11 protein-coding genes and 1 tRNA gene are annotated in these 19,637 nt (G+C 42.9%); 8 read left to right on the top strand and 4 right to left on the bottom strand.

Annotation, left to right across the window (positions count from 1 at the left end):
• The first annotated feature begins 37 nt into the window (after positions 1 to 37).
• From RV00_RS10515 to gor, 6 genes are all read left to right on the top strand, one after another.
• Positions 38 to 111: transfer RNA gene (locus tag RV00_RS10515), tRNA-Pro, on the top strand.
• 117 nt (positions 112 to 228) lie between these two features.
• The gene (locus tag RV00_RS10520; RefSeq protein WP_276327104.1) at positions 229 to 696 is read left to right on the top strand and encodes a CtsR family transcriptional regulator; all 468 of its coding nucleotides are present in this window, start codon (positions 229 to 231) and stop codon (positions 694 to 696) included.
• A 5-nt stretch (positions 697 to 701) separates the two neighbouring features.
• Entirely contained in the window at positions 702 to 3,200 is a 2,499-nt protein-coding gene (locus RV00_RS10525; protein WP_071862573.1) for an ATP-dependent Clp protease ATP-binding subunit, read from the top strand.
• Between the two features lie 358 nt (positions 3,201 to 3,558).
• Complete coding sequence (locus tag RV00_RS10530) at positions 3,559 to 4,473, top strand: peptidase U32 family protein (RefSeq protein ID WP_071862574.1); 915 nt, start codon at positions 3,559 to 3,561, stop codon at positions 4,471 to 4,473.
• A gap of 27 nt (positions 4,474 to 4,500) precedes the next feature.
• Positions 4,501 to 5,742, top strand: a complete 1,242-nt coding sequence (locus RV00_RS10535) for a peptidase U32 family protein (RefSeq protein ID WP_071862575.1) — start codon at positions 4,501 to 4,503, stop codon at positions 5,740 to 5,742.
• Positions 5,743 to 5,997: 255 nt separating this feature from the next.
• The gene (gene gor, locus RV00_RS10540) at positions 5,998 to 7,347 is read left to right on the top strand and encodes a glutathione-disulfide reductase (protein WP_071862576.1); all 1,350 of its coding nucleotides are present in this window, start codon (positions 5,998 to 6,000) and stop codon (positions 7,345 to 7,347) included.
• 62 nt (positions 7,348 to 7,409) lie between these two features.
• Here the strand turns inward: gor and RV00_RS10545 are convergent, their stop codons facing one another.
• The 4 genes from RV00_RS10545 to RV00_RS10560 form a co-directional block, all read right to left on the bottom strand.
• Positions 7,410 to 8,363 carry a biotin--[acetyl-CoA-carboxylase] ligase gene (locus RV00_RS10545; protein ID WP_071862577.1) on the bottom strand — a complete coding sequence of 318 codons (954 nt, stop codon included), beginning with the start codon at positions 8,361 to 8,363 and terminating at the stop codon, positions 7,410 to 7,412.
• A gap of 234 nt (positions 8,364 to 8,597) precedes the next feature.
• Positions 8,598 to 9,401, bottom strand: a complete 804-nt coding sequence (locus RV00_RS10550) for an ABC transporter ATP-binding protein (protein ID WP_071862578.1) — start codon at positions 9,399 to 9,401, stop codon at positions 8,598 to 8,600.
• Entirely contained in the window at positions 9,379 to 10,308 is a 930-nt protein-coding gene (locus RV00_RS10555; RefSeq protein WP_071862579.1) for an ABC transporter permease, read from the bottom strand. The genes RV00_RS10550 and RV00_RS10555 overlap by 23 nt, the downstream gene beginning before the upstream one ends.
• A 30-nt stretch (positions 10,309 to 10,338) precedes the next feature.
• Positions 10,339 to 11,304 (bottom strand): ABC transporter substrate-binding protein, encoded by a 966-nt coding sequence (locus RV00_RS10560; protein ID WP_071862580.1) that lies wholly within the window; start codon positions 11,302 to 11,304, stop codon positions 10,339 to 10,341.
• Positions 11,305 to 12,058: 754 nt separating this feature from the next.
• On the opposite strand from RV00_RS10560, the gene rpoB reads away from it, so the two are divergent.
• Complete coding sequence (gene rpoB / locus RV00_RS10565; protein WP_071862581.1) at positions 12,059 to 15,673, top strand: DNA-directed RNA polymerase subunit beta; 3,615 nt, start codon at positions 12,059 to 12,061, stop codon at positions 15,671 to 15,673.
• A 158-nt stretch (positions 15,674 to 15,831) separates the two neighbouring features.
• Complete coding sequence (rpoC, locus tag RV00_RS10570) at positions 15,832 to 19,485, top strand: DNA-directed RNA polymerase subunit beta' (protein WP_071862582.1); 3,654 nt, start codon at positions 15,832 to 15,834, stop codon at positions 19,483 to 19,485.
• Positions 19,486 to 19,637: the final 152 nt, after the last annotated feature.

A 19,637-nucleotide genomic window follows, 5' to 3' on the forward strand; every position in this document is an offset into this window, starting at 1 on the left:
TTCGAGTCCTCTCGGGTGCATCGTTTTTTTTGTTTTCCGGGAAGTAGCTCAGCTTGGTAGAGTACTTGGTTTGGGACCAAGGTGTCGCAGGTTCGAATCCTGTCTTCCCGATTAAATTGAAGGTGAAAACCTTCTTTTTTTTACCCAAAATTAAAGAAAGTCATTCTCCTTTATTTCAGACGCTAAATTCGATATAATTATGGTCAGGAATAGTCAATAGGAGGCGATATTATGAGTAGAAATACCTCTGATTTGATCGAATCTTACTTGAAAAATATTTTAGAAAATAGTGAAATAATCGAAATTCGTCGAGCTGAAATGGCGCAATTATTTAATTGTGTCCCTTCCCAGATAAATTATGTCATCAATACACGTTTTACTTTTCAACGGGGTTATTTGGTGGAGAGTAAACGCGGCGGTGGCGGCTATATTCGAATCAGTAAAGTGAAGATTTCCGATCAACATTACTTTTTGGAACAGTTGATGGATTCATTTGGTAATGAGATTTCTGAGGCCAATGCTTTTGGGATTATTCAAAAATTGTTTGAAGAGGCAATCATTACCGAAAATGAAGGTAATTTAATGTTAAGTGCGGTTTCTAAAAATAGTCTTGGAATTAGTCAGATTGAAAATAGGCTGCGTGCAAGAATTCTTCATGGATTCTTGGAACGTTTAAGTTATGAGAAGAAGGAGTGAGGGATATGGATCAGCTGTATACAGAACGCGCAAAAGCAGTTTTGGCCATTGCTCAGCAAGAGGCCAAGTATTTTAAACATCGCTCGGTTGGCTCAGAACATTTACTGCTAGCTTTAGTGATTGAGCAGCAAGGGATCGCTGGTAAAACATTGCGGCAAATGAGTTCGAGTGAAAATGATGTTCGTGAAGAAATTGAGCACATGACCGGATATGGATCAGTCAAGTCTTATCCTGAGGGTGGCTACTTGCCATATTCTCCTAGAGCCAAACAAATATTGATTTTTGCAGATGATGAAGCGAAGCGTTTTAATGCGAAATTAGTGGGAACCGAACACATCTTACTGGGACTACTGCGAGATGATGAAATCTTAGCGTCGCACATTTTAGTGAATCTTGGTTTGAGCTTACCTAAGATGCGTCAATTATTATTGAAAAAAATGGGCGTCAATGAAGCAGGAAACGGCAATCAAGGTGCAGGAAATCGCCGTAAAGCGGCGGCTAAACCTGCACCAAGTAATTCTCAAGGAACGCCAACCTTAGATGGTTTAGCGCGTGATTTAACTAAATTAGCGCGTGAAAAACGGCTTGACCCAGTGGTTGGCCGAGACAGTGAAGTTCGGCGGGTCGTTCAAATCTTAAGTCGTCGTACCAAAAATAATCCCGTTTTAGTAGGTGAACCTGGTGTTGGTAAAACGGCGATCGTCGAAGGCTTAGCACAGCGGATTATTTCTGGTGATGTGCCAGAGGATATGCGCGGAAAACGTTTGATGATGCTGGATATGGGTGCGTTAGTGGCCGGAACGAAATATCGCGGTGAATTTGAAGATCGTTTGAAAAAGGTAATTGATGAAATTTACCATGACGGACAAATTATTTTGTTCATTGATGAATTGCATACCTTGATCGGAGCGGGTGGTGCTGAAGGTGCAATCGATGCTTCCAACATTTTGAAACCGGCCTTAGCTCGTGGTGAGTTGCAAACGATTGGAGCTACGACCTTAGATGAATACCAAAAGTATATTGAAAAAGATTCCGCTTTAGAACGCCGTTTCGCGCGGGTACAAGTAGAAGAACCCACACCGGAAGAAGCGGAAGAAATTTTGAAGGGCTTACGTCCACGTTATGAAGATCATCACGGTGTTGAGATTACCGATGAAGCGTTACATGCAGCGGTATCCTTATCGGTTCGTTATATTAATTCTCGTCAGTTGCCGGATAAAGCAATTGACTTGATGGATGAGTCTTCCGCAAAGGTTCGGTTGGATTCCACCGATGAAGTATCTGAACTTTCTGAACTGGAAGAAGAAGTCGCTGAGTTGGTTTCTGAAAAAGAGAAGGCCATTCAAAATCAAGATTTTGAAGCTGCCGCTCGTTTACGGTTACAGGAAAAACAACAGGCAGAGATTCTTGAACAGGCCAAAATTAAAGCAGCGAAACAAGAAAATGGTTATCTTGATCAAGTCACGGATGAAGATGTAGCTGCAGTAGTTTCACAGTGGACTGGGGTGCCATTACAACAATTAGAGAAAAAAGAGAGTCAACGTTTGTTAGACTTGGAAAATGTCTTGCATAAACGAGTTGTTGGTCAAGAAGAAGCGGTTCAAGCAATTTCTCGGGCGATTCGTCGGGCGCGCAGTGGGTTGAAAGATCCGAATCGCCCGATTGGGTCATTTATGTTCTTAGGTCCCACTGGTGTCGGTAAAACAGAATTAGCGAAGGCTTTAGCTGAAGCAATGTTTGGCAGTGAAGAAGCGTTGATTCGGGTGGATATGTCTGAGTACATGGAAAAATACAGTACGAGTCGTTTGATTGGTTCACCTCCGGGCTATGTTGGCTATGAAGAAGGCGGACAGTTGACAGAAAAAATTCGTCAAAAGCCTTACTCCGTTATTCTGTTGGATGAAGTAGAAAAGGCGCATCCCGATGTCTTTAATATTTTATTGCAAGTTTTAGATGACGGTCATTTGACAGATTCTAAAGGGCGGAAAGTGGATTTCCGCAATACGATTTTGATTATGACCTCAAATATCGGTGCGACTGAGATTCGGGAAGAAAAAAATGTCGGCTTCACGGTCAAGGATATTACCAAAGACCACGTAGCGATGGAAAAACGGATCATGGAAGAATTGAAAAAAGCGTTCCGTCCAGAATTTCTTAACCGAATCGATGAATCGGTTGTCTTCCATTCATTGGACCAAGAACAGATTCATGAGATCGTAAAAATTATGAGTCGTTCTGTCCTAGATCGAATGAAGGAACATGAAATCAAAGTAAAAATCACACCAGCTGCTTATGATGTGATCGGTAAAGTTGGATTCGATCCTGAATATGGCGCACGTCCAATTCGTCGAGCGTTGCAAAAGGAAATCGAAGACCGCTTAGCTGAAGCCTTATTGTCTGGTCAAATTCAATTAGGTGATGCCGTGACGATTGGAGCCAGCAAAGGCAAGATCACGTTGACGGTCAAAAATCATAAAGAAGAAAAGATACCAGAAAAAGTTTAATCACTTTAGTCAATCAGAGGATGGGAATTTTCCCCTCCTCTTTTTTTTGCGAGTTCCACTTCACGCTTTAGCGTGACTAGTGGAATCGTATGCGTGGTGAGAGATAAATGCATTTTTTGTGGGTTTCGAAAAATGCATTCCTAAATTTGAACTAGTTGTGTTAGAAGTTGAGTAGAAAAATTAAGTGACAGCAGCTAACGCTTAGTTGGAAACTTTGGAAAGCTGTGATAGTATGGGAAAGTCTAAAAAAGATACTGCGCTATTTTATGGCGAATGACAGGCTTCAGACTAATAGCTTCGTTGAATGGACTGAAGACAGCCGGTATCCGTGGGACTTTTTGAATTAGGAGGACGTACCATGATCGAATTAATTGCGACGGCGGAATCAATGACGCAAGCAGAAGCCTTATTGGCAGCCGGCGTGGATACTTTATACATAGGAGAAGAGGAGTTCGGACTGCGACTGCCCCATTCTTTTTCTCGTCAGGAGCAAATCGACTTGATTCATTTGGCGCATAGTCAAGGAAAGAAAGTCAATATTGCTTTGAATGGCATTATGCATCCAGGAAAAATGAAAAAAATTCCTGAATACTTAGCCTTTTTGGCACAAGCGCAGCCAGATCACGTAGTCGTTGGCGATACGGGCGTGATTTATTTGTTGCAAGAATATGATTTGCCTTATATTTATGATGCTGAAACATTGGTGACGAATGCTCGTCAAATCAATTTTTGGCAGAAAAAGGGTGCTGTTGGAGCGGTCTTAGCGCGAGAAGTCCCTTTTGAAGAAATGAAAAAACTAAAAGGCCACGTGGATGTTCCGGTAGAAATTCTTGTTTATGGGGCAACGTGTATTCATCAATCAAAGCGTCCTTTGCTAGATAATTATTTCAATTATACGAAGCAAGAGGAAAGCGCAGCAAAAGAGCGGGGCTTATTTATCTCTGAGCCGAAGAAGGCGGAAACGCATTATTCGATTTATGAAGATCAACATGGCACGCATATTTTTGCCGACAATGATTTAAATCTGATTAATGAAGTAGCGGAATTAAATCAAACGGGGTATCAAACGTGGAAATTAGATGGTTTGTTTACACCTGGTGAAAATTTCGTAGCGATCGCAAAGATTTTTGCGGCGGCGAAAGCCGCAGTCGAGGCAAATACTTGGAACGAAGCAGCGCTAGTCAGTGCGCAGCAAGAAATTCAAAAATACCATCCGGTTGAACGAGGCATGGATACTGGGTTTTATCACTTAGATCCAACCGCGATCAAATAGGATCAAATTGGAACAAGGAGCAGCAGCATGACAGAGAGAAAATTAAAACGTCCCGAAGTGTTAGCACCAGCTGGGACATTGGAGAAATTAAAAACCGCGATCCATTATGGAGCGGATGCCGTTTATATTGGTGGAGATGCCTATGGTCTACGGTCACGGGCAGGCAACTTTTCTTTTGAAGAAATGGAAGAGGGCGTGGCTTTTGCGAAACAGTATGGCGCCAAAGTATATGTCGCGGCCAACATGGTGACTCATGAAGGAAACGAAGCTGGGGCCGGCGAATTTTTCAAGAAATTACGTGACATCGGTATCTCAGCGGTGATCATTTCCGATCCTGCTTTGATCGAAATCTGTGCCAGTGAAGCGCCGGGCTTAGAGATTCATTTATCGACCCAAGCTTCGGCGACCAACGCGGAGACCTTGAAGTTTTGGCAAAATGAAGGCTTGGAACGGGTTGTTTTGGCCCGGGAAGTTTCGATGGAGGAATTAGCGGAAATTCGTCGCAATACGGATATTCAAATTGAAGCCTTTATTCATGGCGCAATGTGTATTTCTTATTCCGGTCGTTGTACGCTATCGAATCACATGTCGATGCGGGATGCCAATCGTGGTGGTTGTTCGCAATCTTGTCGTTGGAAATATGAATTATTCGATATGCCTTTTGCCAACGAACATCGTTCATTGACGGAGAATGGTGATGTGACGGAAGAATTTTCCATGAGTGCCGTGGATATGTCGATGATCGAACACATTCCTGATTTGATCGAAAACGGCGTGGATAGTTTGAAGATCGAAGGCCGGATGAAATCGATCCATTATGTTTCAACCGTTTCGAATGTTTATAAAGCGGCGGTGGACAGCTATATTGCTGATCCTGAAAATTATGTCTGCAAACAAGAATGGATCGATGAATTATGGAAAGTCGCCCAACGTGAATTAGCGTCCGGTTTTTACTACAATGTACCGACGGAAAATGAACAATTATTCGGTCCCCGTCGTAAGATTCCGGTTTATAAATTCATCGGTGAAGTCTTGAGCTATGATGAAGCTAGCGGAATCGCGACCGTTCGCCAACGGAATCATTTTAGCATCGGCGATGAGATCGAATTTTATGGTCCGAACTTCCATCATTTTGAACAAACTATTACAGAAATGAAAAATGATGAAGGAGAATCTATCGATCGGGCACCGAACCCAATGATGGTCTTGACGATGCCAGTGGCTCAGCCAGTCAAACCGGGAGATATGATCCGGAAGAAAAAAGATTAAACAGGTGGGGGTGTGACAAAAGTCTTGTCGCACCTCCTTCTTTCGAATAAACGACGTTACAGGCGTAGCTTTTTCGGAAATTCCGACTTATTGTTGTGAGATATAAGCAGAGCTGATGGGGAACAGTCCCTACTTGGTTCTTGAAGCGGAACACTTCTGTCACAGCCTATTTTCTAACGATCTAGGCAAAAAAACGTCTTTTTCGCAAGAAATAGATTAGAATGATTTTATCAGGAAAAACGAGGGGGCAGATGAATGAAAGAATATGATTACATTGTTGTCGGCGGCGGTAGCGGCGGAATTGCGTCAGCGAATCGGGCCGGTATGCATGGGGCAAAAGTATTATTGATTGAAGCGAATAAAATTGGCGGGACGTGTGTCAATGTCGGCTGTGTGCCAAAAAAAGTCATGTGGCAAGCAAGTACGATGTTAGAGACGATCGAACGGGATGCGCCTAGTTACGGTGTGCAAGCAGAGGTTGAAAAATTTGATTTTAACGAATTAGTGGCCCGTCGTGAGAAATATATCGACTTTTTACACGGCGCGTATTATCGCGGATTAGACAGCAATCACGTTGAACGGATCGAAGGCTATGCGACCTTTAAATCTGATCATGTAGTAACGGTGAATGGCGAAGAGTATACGGCGCCTCATATCCTGATCGCTACGGGTGGTCGCCCAAGTCAAATGAAGATCCCTGGCGGTGAGTTGGCGATTGATTCGAATGGCTTCTTTGAATTAACGGAGCAACCGAAAGAAGTAGTTGTTTTAGGTGCAGGCTACATTGCGGCGGAATTAAGCGGCGTCTTACAAGGCATGGGCACGCAAGTTCATTGGGCGTTTCGCTACGATCATCCTTTGCGGACCTTTGATAAAATGATTGCCGAAAATTTAGTAGAAATTTATCGTGACAATCACATGAAACTCTACGACCATCACGTAGCCAAAGAGATCAAGCAAAATGCTGACGGCACCTACACCGTTTATTTTGAAAATGGCAATACGTTGTCTGGCGACAAAGTATTATTTGCCGGTGGCCGGTTGCCTAATACTGATAAGCTTGGTTTGGAAAATACGTCCGTTACCTTGAATGAAAAAGGCTTCGTGATCGTTGATAAATTCCAAAACACGACTAGTGACGGTGTGTATTCAGTTGGTGATGTAATCGGCAAGATTGATTTGACGCCGGTGGCGATCGCAGCGGGTCGTCGTTTGTCTGAGCGCGTCTTCAATGGCAAATCAGAAGAATTTTTAGACTATGAAAATGTGCCGACCGTGATCTTTACCCATCCAACGATCGCGACAATTGGGATTTCAGAAGAAGAGGCGATCGAACGTCACGGCAAGGAGCAGATCAAGGTTTACCGTTCACGTTTCACGCCGATGTATTTTGCTTTAAGTGATTATCGTCAAAAATGTGAGATGAAACTCGTCTGCTTAGGCGAAGAAGAAAAAATCATCGGACTTCACGCAATTGGTGTGGGTGTTGATGAAATGCTGCAAGGTTTTGCGGTTGCGATCAAAATGGGGGCAACGAAAAAAGATTTCGACGATACCGTCGCAATCCATCCGACCGGCAGTGAAGAATTCGTTACGATGCGTTAACAGTAAAAAAGCGTTTTGCCTAATGTTGGCAAGACGCTTTTTTTTGTGTTGAAAAGTCCTAGTTATTGAATCGAGCTTAAACTGATCTCGCCAGAAGAAAGGGTCATTTGTTCAGTACCAAGATCAACGACTAATTCCCCCGTATCGGTGATGGCTACAGCCGTTCCGATATAGTTCTGATCCTTCCGTTTGAAGGTGATTTTTTTCCCTAGTACAAAGGATTTTTTCCGGTAGCTTTCAAGGGCCGTTTGCTGGTCGTTCAGCAGCGCAAAGAATCGATTCCAGATGTTGATAATTAATTGGTTTCTAGTAGCAGAAGCTTTACCGTCGGGAAATAACGAAGTCGCTTTGGCTTGTAAGTCCTCAGGATAATTTGCTTGAGGAATGGAAAAGTTGATGCCCATACCGATGATGATATATTTTAACGAATTGGTTTCAACATCGGTCATCGCTTCAGACAAAATGCCGGCAACCTTTTTCTGGTTCAAATAAATATCATTGACCCATTTGATTTGACTATCGACCGCTAACAGCTCATCGATCGCATCGGCGACCGCCACTGCCATTAAGACGGTATATTGCGGTAGTTCTTGCAACTGTTCGTTCGGTTCTAACAAGAGACTCATATAGATTCCTTGCTGCTTGGCGGCAAAAAAAGGCCGGTTGAAACGTCCGTGTGGCGCTTCTTGCATATCTGCCACTATCAGTAAGGGTGATTTTTTTCCTTCTACCACAGCTAGCTGTGCATCTTTCATGGTAGAGGCAGAGGTCTCTACTACGGTTACTTCGATAGGCTGCTGGATTTGAGTTTGGATTTCTTTGGCATCCAAAATATCAGAGGGCTGGTAACGGTAGCCATTGGCTAAATGCTGAATCTGATAACCTTTTTTTTCTAATTCTTTGATAGCTTTCCAAATTGCTGTGCGGGAAACACCGATCTCTTGGGCTAAAGCTTCGCCGGATAAAATCCGATCTGCTTGTTTTAAGTGGGCTAACACCTTTTCTTTGGTGGTCAAAGAGATACCTCCTTACATTCTTTATAAAGAATGTGTAAATTTTTCACATGAATAAATCGCTTTACAGCAGGTATATCCATGTCCGGCTTCGAAAACTCGCTTTATCGGCAATAAGCTGAGCGGGTTCGCGAAAGTCTTTCTTAATTGAATAGTCTTTTCTTGCTCAGTGTAACAAAAAAACAGGCTGCGTAAAAGCAGCCTGCCAAGAAAGAAGAATCGTCTTAACGATTAGTGCTAACTAAGCAGCAAGGCATCATCTTTAAGCTCGACGCCGGAGTTTTGATGGAATAGTTCCATTAATTTTGGTACCGTCAAGTTTTGTTTTTCAGATTGCTTCAGGTCTAACGCGATTTCACCTTGATGCAGCATGATCAGACGGTTGCCGTAACGGATCGCGTCTTCCATGTTGTGAGTCACCATGAAGGCGGTCAAGGCTTGTTCGCGAATCAAGCGTTCGGTTAGCTCCATGACGGTCAAGGAGGTTTTCGGATCTAGTGCCGCCGTGTGCTCATCAAGTAAAATCAGATCAGGCCGTTGCAAAGTCGCCATTAATAAGGTGATTGCTTGGCGTTGACCGCCGGAAAGCAACCCAATCTCTGCATCTAATCGATTTTCCAAATTCAAGTTCAGCATGGCCAACTGTTCTTTGAAAAAGCTGCGATCTTTATTTTTTACTCCTAAGGAGAATCCGCGTTTATGTCCGCGTTTCATTGCTAAGGCTAAATTTTCTTCCACTGATAAGCGGACCGCGGTCCCCATCTTCGGATCTTGAAAGACGCGGCTGATTTTTTTGGAGCGGCGCGTGACCGAGTGCTTAGTAATGTTTTCTTCATTTAGAAACATCTGACCTTCCTCAATCGGCAAGGTGCCAGCAATGCTATTTAGCAAAGTTGATTTACCGGCACCATTCCCGCCGATGATCGTGACAAATTCACCAGGATTCAGGTCGAGATTAATGCCTTTTAGTGCGTGGTTTTCATTGATAGTGCCACGCTCAAAGTATTGATGTAAATTATTAATTTTTAAGACTGCTTGCATTATTTTTCTCTCCTTTCTTTCCCGTTTGCGGCTTCTTTAGTGTGAATTTTGCTCGAATCTGCGGTAAGGATAAGCAGATGACCAAAACAATCGCTGAAGCCAATTTAGAATCCGTCGGTTCGACATTTAATTCGAAGACGAGGGCCAAAATGAAACGGTAAATAATCGCGCCTGCGGCAATCGTCAATAAACGGATCATGATCGGTTTATTCCGCAGTAAGACTTCCGCGATAATGATTGATGCTAGTCCGATAACGATCGTACCGACACCCGAGTTTAAATCAGCGAAGCCGTTATTTTGCGCCAGGAGCGCACCGGATAAAGCGATGCTGCCGTTTGAGATCATATAACCTAAAAGCTTCATATTTTCAGTTCGAATCCCATTTGCTTCACTCATGTCTGGATTATCCCCTGTCGCACGAACTGCCAGGCCGATCTCTGTCCGGAAAAATAAAACTAACAGTAAGATGACCAATAAGACGATCAACAAACCGATTAGAATGACCGCATTATTTTTTGATAGCCCCATATTTTGGGCGGCAGTAAAAACGGTACTTTCACCTAATAATGCGATGTTAGGTGCCCCCATGACTCTTGATGTGACTGAGTACAACCCGGTCATCGTAATGATTCCGGCTAACAGAGCCGGGATCTTGAACTTCGTGTTCAAAATGCCGGTAACGAGCCCAGCCAGCATCCCACCGCCAAAGGCTAAGAGGGTCGCTACGATTGGGTGCAGTCCGTTGACGATGCCGATTGCTGCGATCCCGCCGCCTAATGGAAAACTTCCTTCGGCGGTCAGATCCGCGATATCTAAAATGCGAAACGTCATGTAGACTCCAATCGCTAAAAGGGACCAAAGCAGGCCTTGTGACGTTGCGGATAATAATAGAGAAATGACATTCATGATTCTTCCTTCTTTCTTTGGAAAACTTGGTTATTTTGGTTCTTTGATACTGTCTGGATCGATGCCTAAAGCTTTAGCCATATCCTTGTTGACTACTAATTTCAAGGTATCAGCAGATTCAACCGGTGTGTCGGCTGGTTTTGCGTCACCGTCTAGGATCTTAGCGGCCATTTTACCGGTTTGTTTTCCTAAAGCTTTGTAGTCAATCCCGACCGTAGCTAGCCCGCCATCGTCGATTTGTTCCGTTGAACCAGCAACTAATGGAATTTTCTTTTCCTTCACCACATCACCGATAACAGCCGCCGCGCTGGCGAAGGTATTGTCTGTCGGTACATAGATGCCATCCGTTTCATTGGCTAAAGACTCGGTAACTTGTTGGACGTCATTGGTGGTGTTGGCAGTCTTGACTTTGACGTCAACACCGGCTTTCTTCAAGGCTTTTTCGGCTAAGTCCGCTTGGATTTTCGAATTGGTTTCGCCGGCGTTGTACATGATCCCAATTGATTTTGCATCTGGTACGATCGATAGCAACAAGTCAATTTGTTTGTCGATTGGCACCATATCCGTTGTTCCTGTTACGTTTCCGCCAGGTTTTTTATCACTTTTGACTAACTTTGCCTCTTTCAAGTCTGTGACTGCAGTTACGGCAATCGGGATTTCCGTCGTGCCATTTAGTAAGGACTGGGCTGCGGGAGTCGCAATCCCTAACAATAGATCCGGTTCTTCTTTGATTAATTTCTCACTCATACTTTTTAAGTTGTCTTGATTGTTTTGGGCATTTTGATAATCGATTTCTAAATTATCGCCTTCCTTATAGCCGCCTTCAGCCAAACCTTCTTTAAAGCCGTCATAGGCGTTGTCTAAGGAGGCATGTTGGACTAATTGTAAAACCCCTACGTGTTTCATATTGTCATCACTGGCTGCCTCTTTGCTGCCGCATGCCCCTAGCATCAATAAACTAACTAATCCGATTCCTGCTAATACTGTTTTTTTCATTTTCTTTCTCTCCTTTTGATCTACTCTTTGTAATCAATTGTTTGTGGGAAGCTTTTTTTAACTAAAAAATCACCCGCTTAGAAGTGTCGAAACTCTAAGTGGGTGATGTGAATGCAAAAATATTTATGCTGCTTCATTCAAGCCACTTAGATTTTCTCTATGCGGCCGTTGGTACGTTGAAATGCTCTAGCCATCATAGATACAAAAAACACTCAGGTCGTTTGTATCCATCATGATGAATACAAACCTATCTAAAATAGCTAAAGTAATAGCGGTTATTCAGTTGTGAGTTTTGTTTGGCTAACATAAGAACAACCTCCAACTTGTTAAGATGTAAATTAGTATACGGTAAGAAAAATGAGATGTCAATAACAAAGCGAAGAATATTCTGAATATTCAAAAATGTATGAAGAATGAACGTGAATCAAATTTACTGAAAGTTTTAAGAAAAGGTTGCGACAGCTAGAGTTAAACCTTGAGACTATTGACTTTTATGTTTTTCTCATGTATCATATTAATTTGCTAAAACTATCTGAAATGATGACAGGCAGGAACGAAATATTGTCCGTTCCGGCTTTTAATAGGGAACAAAAGTAGAAGCTCGCGAATAAATTTTCAAGAGAACGTTCTATTTTTGGTTTTTTTTTGCCTAAAAGCCGCAAAAAATGTCAGGTGTTACACAATTTTAATCTTTGTAACATAAATGTAATTTATCTTCGGATCGGTTTTCAAACTTTTAAGAGGGGTGAAGAACTTGGCTGGACACGTAGTAAAGTACGGAAAACACCGAGAACGTAGAAGCTTCGCACGAATCAGTGAAGTGTTGGAATTACCGAATTTGATCGAAATTCAAACAGATTCTTATCAATGGTTCCTAGATGAGGGCTTGCGAGAAATGTTTGAAGACATTTTGCCAATTGAAGACTTTAATGGAAACTTGTCACTTGAATTTGTTGACTATGAATTAAAAGAACCTAAATACACGGTTGCGGAGGCTCGTTCACACGATGCAAACTATTCTGCACCATTACATGTTGTATTACGTTTAGTAAACCGCGAAACAGGTGAAATCAAATCCCAAGAAGTATTCTTTGGTGATTTCCCATTAATGACCGAACAAGGAACCTTTATTATCAACGGAGCAGAACGGGTTATCGTTTCTCAATTAGTTCGTTCTCCGGGCGTTTATTTCCACGGAAAAGTGGACAAAAACGGAAAAGAAGGTTTTGGTTCAACCGTCATTCCTAACCGTGGCGCATGGTTAGAAATGGAAACAGACGCGAAGGACATTTCTTATGTTCGGATCGACCGAACACGTAAGATTCCTTTGACTACGTTAGTTCGTGCACTAGGTTTCGGTTCAGATGACACCATCTTCGAAATCTTTGGCGAAAGCGAATCATTACGCAACACAATCGAAAAAGATTTACACAAAAACCCAAGTGATTCTCGTACCGAAGAAGGTTTGAAAGACGTTTACGAACGTTTACGTCCCGGTGAACCAAAAACGGCAGACAGCTCTCGTAGCTTGTTAACTGCACGTTTCTTCGATCCAAAACGTTACGACTTAGCTAACGTTGGTCGTTACAAAGTAAATAAAAAATTAGACCTTAAAACCCGTTTATTGAACCTGACTTTAGCTGAAACCTTAGTTGACGCTGAAACAGGCGAAATCATCGTGGAAAAAGGCACTGTTTTGACCCACCAAGTAATGGAAGATTTAGGACCACACTTGGAAAATGGTTTGAACTCAGTCACTTACTACCCATCAGAAGATGCTGTTGTAACAGATCCAATGACGGTTCAAGTGATTAAAGTCTTTTCACCAAAAGATCCAGAACGTGAAGTAACGGTGATTGGTAATGCCTATCCAGATGCTTCTGTTCGCACGGTTCGCCCTGGCGATATCATCGCTTCAATGAGCTATTTCTTGAACTTAATGGAAGGTATCGGCAATGTTGATGATATCGACCACTTAGGAAATCGTCGGATTCGTTCTGTTGGTGAATTATTACAAAACCAATTCCGGATCGGTTTAGCTCGGATGGAACGGGTTGTTCGTGAACGGATGTCAATTCAAGATCAAGAAACGTTGACACCGCAACAATTAATCAATATTCGTCCAGTGGTTGCCAGCATCAAAGAATTCTTTGGTTCTTCTCAGTTGTCGCAGTTCATGGACCAAACCAACCCACTAGGTGAGTTGACCCATAAACGTCGTCTATCTGCCTTAGGACCTGGTGGTTTGACTCGTGACCGTGCCGGCTATGAAGTTCGAGACGTTCACTATTCCCACTATGGCCGTATGTGTCCGATTGAAACGCCCGAAGGTCCAAACATTGGGTTGATCAACAGCTTGGCATCTTACGCGAAAGTAAATAAATTTGGTTTCATCGAAACACCGTATCGTCGTGTGGATCGTTCAACTGGTAAAGTAACTGACAAGATCGATTACCTAACTGCTGACATCGAAGACCATTACGTGGTTGCCCAAGCAAACAGTAAGTTAAACGAAGACGGCAGCTTTGCTGAAGAAGTCGTGATGGCTCGTGCAACTTCTGAAAACTTGGAAGTAACGATTGATAAGATTGATTACATGGATGTTTCACCAAAACAAGTAGTCGCAGTCGCAACAGCTTGTATCCCATTCTTAGAAAACGATGACTCTAACCGTGCCTTGATGGGGGCCAACATGCAGCGGCAAGCTGTACCATTGATCCAACCACGTTCTCCATGGGTTGGTACTGGTATGGAATATAAAGCAGCACATGACTCAGGGGCTGCATTGTTATGTAAAAATGATGGGGTAGTCGAATTCGTTGATGCACACGAAGTTCGTGTTCGTCGCGATAATGGCGCCTTAGATAAATACGATATTACTAAATTCCGTCGTTCAAACTCAGGGACGAGCTACAACCAACGTCCATTAGTTGGTCTAGGCGAACAAGTTGAAGTCGGCGATATCTTAGCTGACGGACCTTCAATGGAAAACGGCGAATTGGCTTTAGGTCAAAACGTTGTCGTAGCCTTCATGACTTGGGAAGGGTACAACTATGAAGATGCCATCATCATGAGCCGTCGTTTGGTGAAAGATGATGTCTACACCTCAATCCATATTGAAGAATATGAATCAGAAGCACGTGATACAAAATTAGGACCTGAAGAAATTACTCGTGAAATCCCTAATGTTGGGGAAGACGCGTTGAAGAACTTAGACGAAATGGGGATCATCCGCATTGGTGCTGAAGTTCATGATGGCGATCTATTAGTTGGTAAAGTCACTCCTAAAGGGGTAACCGAATTATCCGCAGAAGAACGTCTATTACATGCGATCTTTGGCGAAAAAGCGCGTGAAGTTCGTGATACGTCTCTACGTGTGCCTCACGGCGGCGGCGGAATCGTTCATGATGTGAAGATCTTTACTCGTGAAGCAGGCGATGAATTATCACCAGGTGTGAACATGTTAGTACGCGTCTACATCGTGCAAAAACGTAAGATTCATGAAGGGGATAAAATGGCCGGCCGTCACGGAAATAAAGGGGTCGTTTCTCGCATCATGCCAGAAGAAGATATGCCATATCTACCAGACGGCACCCCGGTTGATGTCATGTTGAATCCATTAGGTGTACCATCTCGGATGAACATTGGACAAGTATTGGAATTACACTTAGGAATGGCCGCTCGCCAACTAGGTATCCACGTTGCAACACCAGTCTTTGATGGTGCGCAAGATAGCGATGTTTGGGAAACTGTCCGTGAAGCACGGATGGCGGCAGATGCTAAGACCGTTCTTTACGACGGTCGTACCGGTGAACCATTTGATAACCGGATCTCTGTTGGGGTTATGTACATGATTAAATTGGCTCACATGGTCGATGATAAATTACATGCTCGTTCAATTGGACCTTACTCACTTGTTACGCAACAACCATTAGGTGGTAAAGCGCAATTTGGTGGACAACGTTTTGGGGAAATGGAAGTATGGGCACTGGAAGCTTATGGTGCTGCTTACACGTTACAAGAAATCTTGACTTACAAATCAGATGATGTGGTTGGTCGGGTTAAAACTTACGAAGCCATCGTCAAAGGTGAACCTATTCCAAAACCAGGTGTGCCTGAATCTTTCCGCGTATTAGTGAAAGAATTACAAGCCCTTGGTTTAGATATGCAAGTCCTAGATATTAATGACAAAGAAATCGAGTTACGAGACATGGATGATGATGATGACGACTTGATCACAGTTGATGCTTTGACTAAATACGCAGAACAACAACAATCTGCGAAAGAAGTCGAAGAAAAAGCGGCTGCTGAAAGAGCGGAACAAAAATCAGATTTGATCCAAGAAATCGAAACTGCGGAAGACTTATAAGAAGTCGCGCTTGTCTGAAGAGGTTGTGAAAAAAGTGTTCAGCTTCAAGATATTTCAGCTTATTTTCGAAGAAGCTACTTTTTTCACACCGTTTATGCATAGGTCAATCAGCTATCCTCTAGCTGACTGGCGATAAAATGAAATGGAGGGAAACCCTTTTGATCGATGTAAATAAATTCGAAAGTATGCAAATAGGTTTGGCTTCTCCTGAAAAAATCAGAAGCTGGTCATACGGTGAAGTAAAAAAACCGGAAACCATTAACTATCGTACATTGAAACCTGAACGTGAAGGGCTATTCGATGAAAGAATTTTTGGACCAACCAAAGACTGGGAATGTGCCTGTGGGAAATACAAACGAATTCGTTATAAAGGTATCGTTTGTGACCGCTGTGGTGTTGAAGTTACCCGTTCAAAAGTTCGTCGCGAACGGATGGGACACATTGAATTAGCAGCGCCTGTTACACATATTTGGTATTTCAAAGGTATTCCTTCACGGATGGGTCTTGTCTTAGACATGAGTCCTCGTGCATTAGAAGAAATCATCTACTTTGCATCATATGTCGTAATCGATCCAGGTAATACAAGCCTAGAGAAAAAACAATTATTGACTGAACGTGAATACCGTGAAAAACGGGATCAATATGGTCAAGAATTCCATGCGGCAATGGGTGCTGAAGCCATCAAACAATTACTAGATAAAGTAGATCTAGAAGGCGAAACAGTTGAATTAAAAGAAGAATTGAAAACCGCTCAAGGACAAAAACGGATACGTGCGATTCGTCGTCTGGATGTTTTAGAAGCTTTCCGTTCTTCTGGTAACCTTCCAAGCTGGATGGTTATGGATGTTATTCCTGTCATCCCGCCAGATCTACGTCCGATGGTTCAATTAGAAGGAGGTCGTTTCGCGACTTCTGACTTGAATGATTTATACCGTCGTGTGATCAACCGTAACAATCGTTTGAAACGTTTGTTAGACTTGAACGCGCCAAATATCATCGTACAAAATGAAAAACGGATGCTGCAAGAAGCGGTAGACGCATTGATCGATAATGGTCGTCGTGGCCGTCCAGTCACTGGACCAGGTAACCGCCCATTGAAATCTTTATCTCACATGTTGAAAGGGAAACAAGGTCGTTTCCGTCAAAACTTGCTAGGTAAACGTGTCGATTACTCTGCTCGTTCCGTTATCGTTGTTGGACCTTTCTTGAAGATGTATCAATGTGGTCTGCCGAAAGAAATGGCGATCGAATTGTTCAAGCCTTTCGTAATGAAAGAGCTCGTTCAACGTGAAATCGCATCAAACATCAAAAATGCGAAACGTAAAATCGAACGTCAAGAAGACGTTGTTTGGGACATTCTAGAAGAAGTTATTAAAGAACACCCTGTTTTACTTAACCGGGCACCTACGTTGCATAGACTAGGTATCCAAGCATTTGAACCGATCTTAGTTGAAGGTCGTGCGATCCGTCTTCACCCATTAGTCTGTGAAGCCTACAACGCCGATTTCGATGGAGACCAAATGGCTGTTCATTTACCTCTAGGTGAAGAAGCGCAAGCAGAAGCTCGCATGTTGATGCTAGCTGCAACGCACATCTTGAACCCGAAAGATGGTAAACCAGTTGTTACACCATCTCAAGATATGGTCTTAGGTAACTACTACCTAACAATGGAAGAAGAAGGCCGCGAAGGTGAAGGAATGATCTTCCGTGATATGAATGAAGCAGTGTTGGCATGGCGTAATGGCTATGTTCACTTACATTCACGTGTAGCTGTTGACCCTAATACATTAGGCGACAAACCATTCACTGAAGAACAAAAAGAACGCATGTTGATCACAACTGTTGGGAAAATTATTTTCAACGAGATCATGCCGCAAGAGTTCCCTTACTTAAACGAACCAACTGATTTCAACTTAACACAATACACACCTGACAAATATTTTGTTGAAAAAGGTGTCGATATTCCTGCAGCGATCAAAAAACAAGAAATTATCTTGCCATTCAAGAAGAAAAATCTTGGAAACATCATCGCTGAAGTCTTTAAACGTTTCAAAGTCACTGATACGTCAATGATGCTTGACCGGATGAAGGACTTAGGTTACAAACACTCCACTCATGCTGGTATGACCGTTGGTATCGCCGATATCATGGCCTTGGCTGAAAAACAAGAAATCATCGACAATGCCCACAAACAAGTTGGCACGATCACGAAACAATTCCGTCGTGGTTTGATTACTGATGATGAACGTTATGAACGTGTTATCGCTGTCTGGAATGCAGCCAAAGATAATATTCAACAACGTCTGATTGAATCAATGGATGCGAAGAACCCAATCTTCATGATGTCTGATTCAGGAGCCCGTGGTAACATCTCCAACTTTACTCAGCTTGCTGGGATGCGTGGATTAATGGCCGCTCCGAATGGACAAATCATGGAATTGCCGATCATCTCAAACTTCCGTGAAGGTCTATCTGTCTTGGAAATGTTTATCTCGACTCACGGGGCTCGTAAAGGGATGACCGATACCGCCTTGAAGACAGCCGATTCAGGTTACTTAACTCGTCGTTTGGTTGACGTTGCCCAAGATGTGATTGTACGTGAAGAAGATTGTGGCACTGACCGCGGTCTACAAATCTCTGCGATCCGTGAAGGTAATGAGATCATCGAATCCTTAGAAGAACGCCTGGTTGGACGTTATACTCAAAAATCTGTTTTAAATCCTGAAACAGGCGAAGTGATCTTACCTGGGGATGCATTAATCAGTGAAGCTGATGCGAAACGGATTATCGATGCTGGTGTTGAAACATTAACCATTCGTTCAGTCTTCACATGTAATACTAAACATGGTGTATGTAAACATTGTTATGGTCGTAACTTGGCAACTGGTGACGATGTTGAAGTCGGTGAAGCAGTTGGTACTATCGCCGCTCAATCAATCGGTGAACCAGGTACTCAGTTGACCATGCGTACATTCCATACCGGTGGGGTTGCCGGAGACGATATCACACAAGGTCTTCCTCGTGTCCAAGAAATCTTCGAAGCACGTAATCCTAAAGGTTTGGCTGTTATTACTGAAGTTACCGGTGAAGTCGTTGAAATCGCTGAAGATGCTGCCACTCGTTCGAAAGAAGTGACCGTCAAAGGTGAAACAGATACGCGGACATACACGGTTCCTTATACCGCTCGTATGAAAGTTGTTGAAGGCGACACAATCCACCGTGGGGAACGTTTAACAGAAGGTTCAATCGATCCTAAACACTTATTACAAGTGCGGGATGTAATCTCTGTTGAAACTTACTTGCTACGTGAAGTTCAACGTGTTTACCGGATGCAAGGGGTAGAAATCGGCGACAAGCATATTGAAGTAATGGTTCGTCAAATGTTGCGTAAAGTCCGCGTTATGGACCCAGGCGACACGGATATCTTGCCAGGTACATTGTTAGATATCGCTGACTTTAAAGACCAAAACTACAAAACGATTGTTTCTGGTGGTACACCTGCGACATCTCGTCCAGTCTTGCTTGGTATTACGAAAGCATCATTGGAAACAAACAGCTTCTTATCTGCCGCATCATTCCAAGAAACGACTCGTGTCTTGACCGATGCTGCAATCCGCGGTAAGAAAGATCCACTACTTGGATTGAAGGAAAATGTTATCATCGGTAAGATTATTCCTGCCGGAACTGGTATGGCGACTTACCGTAACATGGAACCAAAAGAAGTCGTTGTGGCTAGCGAAAATGTCTACAGTATCTCTGATATTGAAGCACAAATGGCTGCTGAAGACGCTTTGAACAATCCATTGAACTAAGCTTTAAAAGCATCACGAATTGGTGAAGCTGAATATTGATCAACAAAGGACCACAAGATTCTATTGAATCTTGTGGTCCTTTCTTTTTAGCGGTATTATAAGAGGGTGTCTGACGAAATGACAGCGGCTACTTTAACTATATATTAAATTTC

The sequence above is a fragment of the Enterococcus devriesei genome (assembly GCF_001885905.1).
Lineage (GTDB): Bacteria > Bacillota > Bacilli > Lactobacillales > Enterococcaceae > Enterococcus_A > Enterococcus_A devriesei.